Source organism: Pseudomonas sp. P4_C3 (genome assembly GCF_056402075.1).
On record NZ_JBFUIC010000240.1, the window covers coordinates 1 to 6,915 of the forward strand.

At 49.0% G+C, this 6,915-nt stretch carries 6 protein-coding genes; all 6 read left to right on the top strand.

The window, feature by feature from the left end; genetic code table 11:
* Positions 1 to 557, top strand: a 557-nt coding sequence (locus AC1DVH_RS24270; RefSeq protein WP_477755959.1) for an ABC transporter ATP-binding protein, incomplete at its 5' end; no start/stop codon positions are given.
* A gap of 47 nt (positions 558 to 604) precedes the next feature.
* The gene (locus AC1DVH_RS24275) at positions 605 to 1,711 is read left to right on the top strand and encodes a KpsE/RkpR family capsule polysaccharide export protein (RefSeq protein WP_477755960.1); all 1,107 of its coding nucleotides are present in this window, start codon (positions 605 to 607) and stop codon (positions 1,709 to 1,711) included.
* A gap of 40 nt (positions 1,712 to 1,751) precedes the next feature.
* Positions 1,752 to 2,828 carry a polysaccharide biosynthesis/export family protein gene (locus tag AC1DVH_RS24280; protein ID WP_477755964.1) on the top strand — a complete coding sequence of 359 codons (1,077 nt, stop codon included), beginning with the start codon at positions 1,752 to 1,754 and terminating at the stop codon, positions 2,826 to 2,828.
* 21 nt (positions 2,829 to 2,849) lie between these two features.
* Positions 2,850 to 3,830: a glycosyltransferase family 4 protein gene (locus AC1DVH_RS24285; RefSeq protein WP_477755961.1), complete on the top strand. Its 981-nt coding sequence runs from the start codon at positions 2,850 to 2,852 to the stop codon at positions 3,828 to 3,830.
* On the top strand, positions 3,827 to 5,446 hold the full coding sequence (locus tag AC1DVH_RS24290; RefSeq protein WP_477755962.1) for a capsular polysaccharide export protein, LipB/KpsS family: 1,620 nt from the start codon (positions 3,827 to 3,829) through the stop codon (positions 5,444 to 5,446). The genes AC1DVH_RS24285 and AC1DVH_RS24290 overlap by 4 nt, the downstream gene beginning before the upstream one ends.
* Positions 5,447 to 5,559: 113 nt before the next feature.
* On the top strand, positions 5,560 to 6,915 hold a 1,356-nt coding region (locus tag AC1DVH_RS24295), incomplete at its 3' end, for a hypothetical protein (protein WP_477755963.1).

Below are 6,915 nucleotides of genomic sequence, written 5' to 3' on the forward strand. Positions count from 1 at the left end.
ACATCGGCCTGATCGGTCGTAACGGCTCGGGCAAATCGACCCTGATGCGCCTGTTGGGCGGTGCCGACGTACCGGACTCCGGCACGGTGGTCACCAACAAGAGCATTTCCTGGCCAGTGGGTTTGTCCGGAGGTCTGCACGGCACCATGACCGGGCGCGAAAACATCAAGTTCGTCAGCCGGGTATACGGCGCGGAAGGCGACGCCATGCGCCAGAAAGTCCGCTACGTCGAAGACTTCGCGGAAATCGGCAGCTGGATCGACGAGCCCGTCAAAACCTACTCCTCCGGCATGCGCTCGCGCCTGGCCTTCGGCCTGAGCATGGCCTTCGACTTCGACTACTACCTGATCGACGAAGTGATGTCGGTAGGTGACGCGCACTTCAAGCGCAAGTGCGCGGACGTGTTCGAAACTCGCCTGCAGAAATCCAAGGTGGTGCTGGTATCCCACAGCATGCCCGAAATCAAAAAGCTCTGTGACGTCGTGCTGCTGGTGCGCGATGGCGGGGTGCAGATCTATGACGATGTCGATGAAGGCATCAAGGCCTACAACACCTGATCGCCTGACCGTGGCGTGACAGTTTCATTTCAAGGATGCGTGAGCATATGAGCAGTACGGGTAAATTCAAGGGCTGGCGCCTGACTCTGGGGCTGATCGTGCTGCCAATGGTACTGGCCGCCGTTTACTACAGCTTTTTCGCCGTGGATCGCTATGTCAGCTCCGCGCAAGTGGTTGTACGCCAGGACGGCAACAACCCGGCGGCGCAAATGCCTGGCCTGAGCATGCTGCTCAGCGGTGCCAACCCGGCTTCCCGCGAAGAAACCCTTTACCTGCGCGAATACATTGTGTCGATGGACATGATGCAACTGCTGGAAGATCGCCTGCACTGGGTCGAGCAATACAGCAAGCAACGCAGCGACCCGTTCTTCTGGCTGGCCAGCGACACCGAACGCGAAGACCTGCTCGAGTACTACCAGCGCATGGTCTCGGCCCATTACGACGAAACCACCGGCCTGCTGAAAGTTGAAGTGCAAGCCTTCAGCCCGGAACTGGCCGAACAAATGGTCAAGACCATTCTGGAAGCCAGCGAACACTTCGTGAACGAAGTCTCCCACAGCATCGCCCGCGAGCAGATGCGCTTCGCCCAGGGCGAGCTGGAAGGCGCGAAAAAGAACTACACCAAACGCAAGGAAGAGCTGCTGAGCTTCCAGAACCGCAACAAGGTACTGGACGGTAAAAGCTCGGCTCAAGGCCGCGCAAGCATCATCGACACCCTCGAAGGCGAGCACTCCAAAGAGCGCGCCGTACTCACGCAAATGAGCTACAAGCTTCGCCCGGACTCACCTCAGGTCAAGCAACAGCAGCAACGCGTCAGTGCCATTCGTGAACAGTTGAGTGCCGAAAAACGCCTGCTGGTGTCCGCCCCCGATGGCGACCAGCTCAACGTCGTCGCCTCGCGCTTCCAGCAACTTACCCTGGACGCCGGCATCGCCGAAGAAACCTACAAGACCGCCGTTGCCGCACTGGACAACGCCCGTATCGAAGCCAGTAAGAAGATTCGCACCCTGGTCACTGTGGTCAGCCCGAACACCCCGCAAATGGCCCTGTATCCGGAGCGCTGGTACAACCTGGCAACCATCTTCCTGGCCCTGCTTCTGCTCTACGGCATTACCCGCTTCCTAATTGCATCGATCGAGGATCATCGTGATTAAATCCATTTCCGGCCTGCCCCTTCGCCCCCTGAACTTGAACATGCGAAACAGCGCTGTTGCGGGTTTGATGCTGGTGAGCCTCACTTTGTCTGGTTGCAGCGGCGTCATGTCCGGTGCCGGCCCTTACAAAGGCGATATCGAAAGCAAAAACCAAAATACTGCGTATGACCTGGTGGACATCAACGCCAACACCATCGCACCGTTTATGCGTCCAGCCGCCAAACCGGCCAAAGCCACAATCACCACTCCCCTGGCGCAAAGCGTGCGCCTGATGAGCGGTGACGTGATCAACGTGCTGATCACCGACAACGCTCCAGAAGGCAGTGGCCTGTTCGCCCCGCTTTCTACGGGCGGTACCCAACTCAAAGTGCGCATCGACGACAAGGGAATGATCTCCCTGCCGTACGTTGGTCATCAGTTCGTTGCCGGCATGACCCTGATCCAGGTCGAAGACATGATTCGCCRGAAGCTCAAAGGCGTGACCACTGACGTTCAGGCACACGTTGATCTGGTTGGTGATCTGTCTGGCTCGGTGCTGGTGGCGGGTGCGGTAAAAGCGCCTGGACGTTTCTCTACCCTGCAAGGCCCTTTGACCTTGCTGGATGCCGTCAACCAGGCTGGCGGCCCCGTGATGGAACCGCATCTGGTCAATGTCACCGTGCGTAACGGCAATCAGGTCCGTAGCCTCAACTATGAAGAAATTTTGGCTGGGGACAATTTTGTTCTGAAGCCCAATTCAGAAGTGATTCTGGAACGTGCCCGCAAACGCTTTGTCGCTATGGGTGCAGTGGGTGATCCAGGCTTGCATGATCTACCCGCTCAAAATACCAGCCTCCTTGATGCACTAGGTTCTGTAGGAGGCCTGAAGGAAGCCAACGCTAATCCAAGCGGTGTTTTCGTATTCCGTATCAACGAAACAACCGCCGCCGCAAAGCCCGTCGTCATGCGCATAGATATGCGAGACCCAGCAGCAATTTTTTATGCTCGCCAAGTCATGCTACAACCTGATGACGCTATCTATGTGACCAACGCTGCTGTTCATGAATGGCAAAAAATCATTGCACCTATCGTACAAACATTAGTTCTGGGAAGAACTATCGATAGCCTTCAAAACTAGCCACCGGATATGGGCAAAGCGATGACCATCATAGTTAACCACGTATTGTCAAATAACGTTCATAGCGGGATTTTCGAAGATATCTTCGCTTATTTCTCTCACTATACCGAGCAATACGCAACTCATATACCGAGCGAGAAACCGATCATCGGGGCTCATGTGCGTCACTATCATAGACCGCACCTCGAAGAGCGATTGATCAAGCCATGCGTAGTAACAGTCCACCATGACTTAAACGACCCAGATGGCTGGCTATCCTTACAGGCTTTTATTGATCGCTACAAAGAGGCAGACGTCGTTATTTGCCTGAACACTTTTCAGCAAAAAAAACTTGCGGAATGTGGCATCTTCAATACCGTTGTAGTTCCGCATGGCTATAACCATCACTTGATCGATCATGCACGGCAGCTAGGTCGACAGGAGCAAAAAAAATTCAAGATCGCTATTGTATCGAAGCGTTATGCCCGAAAAGTAAAAGGCGAAGCCTATTTATTTGAACTGGCCAAACGACTCGATGCGGACAATATCGAGTTTTTATTGGTCGGTGATGGAAGATCTGAAGAAGGCAGAATTCTTCGAGCACTTGGCTTTGATGTTGAAGTGTTTGAACGTCTTCCTTACCCGGCCCTGATTGACGCATACAGAGGCGTCAATGCACTACTTATGACCAGCTATTTTGAAGGTGGACCTGCAAATATTCCGGAAGCTGCCGCCATGGGCGTGCCGATTTTGGCGAACCCAATCGGAATGGTACCAGACCTGATTAAGCACGATGTACACGGGGTCTACCTAGAAATGGAACCCGAGACCGATGCAATAATGTTGAATGAACTCGCCGAGCCAGAGAGCCCGCGATACAAGAAATTATTTGCATCTAGCCAGCAACCAAGCGAAAACCTGATTACTTGGCACGACTCGATTAATTTCAACATGAAAGAGTATCTTGATCTAATCAAGGGAAGCCAAGCCTCAATCAATAAAGTACTCGAGCTATTCGCATGAGCAAATTTTTTATTGCTGACCCGCTACATATCAACAAAAGAAATTTTGGAAGCCTCTACGAATACCTCGAAGAGTCAAAAGCCAACGCCATTTTTAACGAAGAACGACAGGACTGGTTGAGTTTATTCGGCGATTACTCCTCGCACGAACAACTTCTTATTGAAGAATACAGCCATTTGCGCTCGCTCAGTCAGGACGAACTTTTTGAGCTATCCGTACTCGAAGTAAATATTTTCAAGGTAGCCAGAGCAGAAATACTGTCCCTATTGATCACAAGGGAAAACTTCAATAGCGCCCCTCTTCCCGCCTCGCGCAGGGAGCTATTTGATTTCATCTTCGAAAATGCGCCAMATATATTGCTCTGGAACATGGCAGCAGCCATTCAATGGATAAACCATTGGTCTCCAGTTATAAAACAGCATAACCCTAAATTTGTCTTGGTCTTTTCGGGAAGCCTGATATACGCACGAACACTGCTTGAATTACTGAAAAACAGAGCACCACGCGCTTTTGTACTAGAGAGCTTTTTCACCGGCAGTGATAACTATATAGAAGAAAAATACGAACCGATTGCCAACAACTCAAACCTCAAATTCAAAGCCTACTACCGTTCGCTAGGCGCGAATGAGACGCCTTTTGAGCGGGATCGCAGTAGAAACAAGGCAATCAACAAAATTTTGAGTGGCATTAATAAAAATGTCACTCAACCACCCGAAGACGCAAAAAAGCTTTTCAATAACAGCAAAAAAACCCTGCTTATCACAGGGCAAGTACTAAACGACTTCTCTCTGCTGGAATATAAAGACCACGGCCTAAACTCGCTAAAATTCTACAAAGAACTGATCCAGAAAATCCTGGACCAAACTGAGTTCAATATTATTTTCAAAGCCCATCCGTGGGAGAGAAAAAAGAAAAACATTACAACCTCCTTGACCCTTGACGCACTTGCGTCCTACTTTATGGTCAATGATAAGTACTACGATAGTAGTGAGCGCCTACTACTCCTGGAAGACTACAACATCAAATCCATATTCAAACAAACAGAATATGTATTAGGCCTAAACTCCCAAGCACTGCTGGAGGCGGCATTCGAAGGCTTCCAGCCTATCCAATTTGCAAATGCATTTTACGGAAATCGGGGTTTCACGTCTGACTATCGCCCCGAAAATCTGGAGCAGTTTGTCACAGACATAAAAACTGGAAAAATCCCCAGCAGACTTGGCCTTGTACAATACAGGGCCTATGAGGAGTTCATTACCAAGGCTCTTCAATTCTCACTGGTCTCCGCATTCCCGTCTGGGAAGGCTATGCTGCGAACGATATTCCATATCACCCCGCCTATCTCCTTGGTAAATAAGAGTGCAGCAAACCAACCCGCTACGCAAAAAGATGAAAAACCCGCTGCCTCGATAAAAGCACAGGTACAAACTACCACTACTTCTACCTCAGCGGTGGAAACGCCATCGTCCTTGCCACCAACTAAAAAAGTGGATCAGCGCAAGCGCGGAAAAAAAATGGAAAAATTTCTTAAAACGCCAAAAAAATTCTTCCTGGACTCAAAAAACCCAAGAGTTAGATGGCTTCATATTTTCTTTCCAAAAAACACTGCACAGTAGGCTCAGACTAATTCAGCCAAGTACTTCTCCAGCGTCAGAATCGGGTCAGATTGTTGCACCAACGACGACCTCTTTCTGACACTGGCAACCAACAAGAAATAGAGCAAAAGTTTATGGATCAAGCCATTGACATAACAAGCATTGTCGAGAAAAACGAAAAGACCATCTTTGAAAAAAAAGTTCTCTTCGTGCCACTCGCAAGCGAGTCATACTCTGAAAAGCTATTGATAGTGATGAGCACCCACAACCAGGGCAACAAATACATGGCCCTGCGCTCTTTCCTTGAAAATCAAGCATGTGACCTTTTGTTTATTTCCGACCCAAAGAACTCTTGGTATCTTGATACCGACAATGGAGAAACCTTTCTAAATACCTTTCAGACTTTTACAAAGCACTACGCACCACAGTCAACATTTCTATTCGGTTCGTCCATGTCCGGGTATGGTGCAATACTCCACGCCTTTAAATTAAATGCCAACGCCATCGCTTCAAACCCACAAGTAAACCTCGATATCACTAAGGATTACGCATGGCCTGAACTGATTGGGCACATCAACGAGATTGGCGGAGAGCACACCAACCTTGACGAAATTGCAAGCTCCGAATGGAACGACTCAGCGATTTATATCATTCATGGCCATGATGAAATCGACACAATCAACGTCGAACTTTTGACAAAGGCAACACCACCAAATAAAAAGCTGATAATCCAAACACTAGATACAGACTCACACGCCATGTTCTTTGGAAAAGAAGTCAGCTATATCTATACAGTTATGGATTTATTGTCCAAGTTCCGAACAGAACTTGATCTTAAGAAAATACTTTCCCAACTCATTTCGGAAGACAAAACAAACAAACGCCAACTCCGAGCAGAAAGAAAGCTGGTAAAAATCCAAGATCCGTTTCGCGCTATTGATCACTCAGGCAATAGCATCTCATGGCAGTACCGCTATTTGTACCAAAAGGTCGGCAAGGAAGTTTTTTTCTCAAACATTGGATTTTATTCTAACGGCCAACTTACTGGCGGAACCTGCTATTTTGATGGCGAGCGCTGGAGACTTTGCACCCCACAACCGTCCATCAACGACAACCTGATTTCCGGAAACCACCTAAAAACACCGAAAACCATTAGCACACCTCAAAACAATCAATACATCAATGAGCATTGGTGGATTCGAAATGAGGGAGAGTCCGAAGTCATCATCAATAGCGACTTCAACTGCATGGAAATCAACCTGAAGCCAGTAAACACAAAAAATATCTATTTGAGCTCAACCGTGCAAGCCGATGCAAAACAGCATCATGCCATGCTAGGAAAATACATAACATTTTCCGCTGACGTATTTACTAGTGATGGCGATATCTACTTAACACTGGGTGGCGTTGGCGACTCTGGATATCACCACAAAAACTCTTTAAAAAACACACCTGGAACCTGGAAAAACATCAGTATTACGGAACAGTTC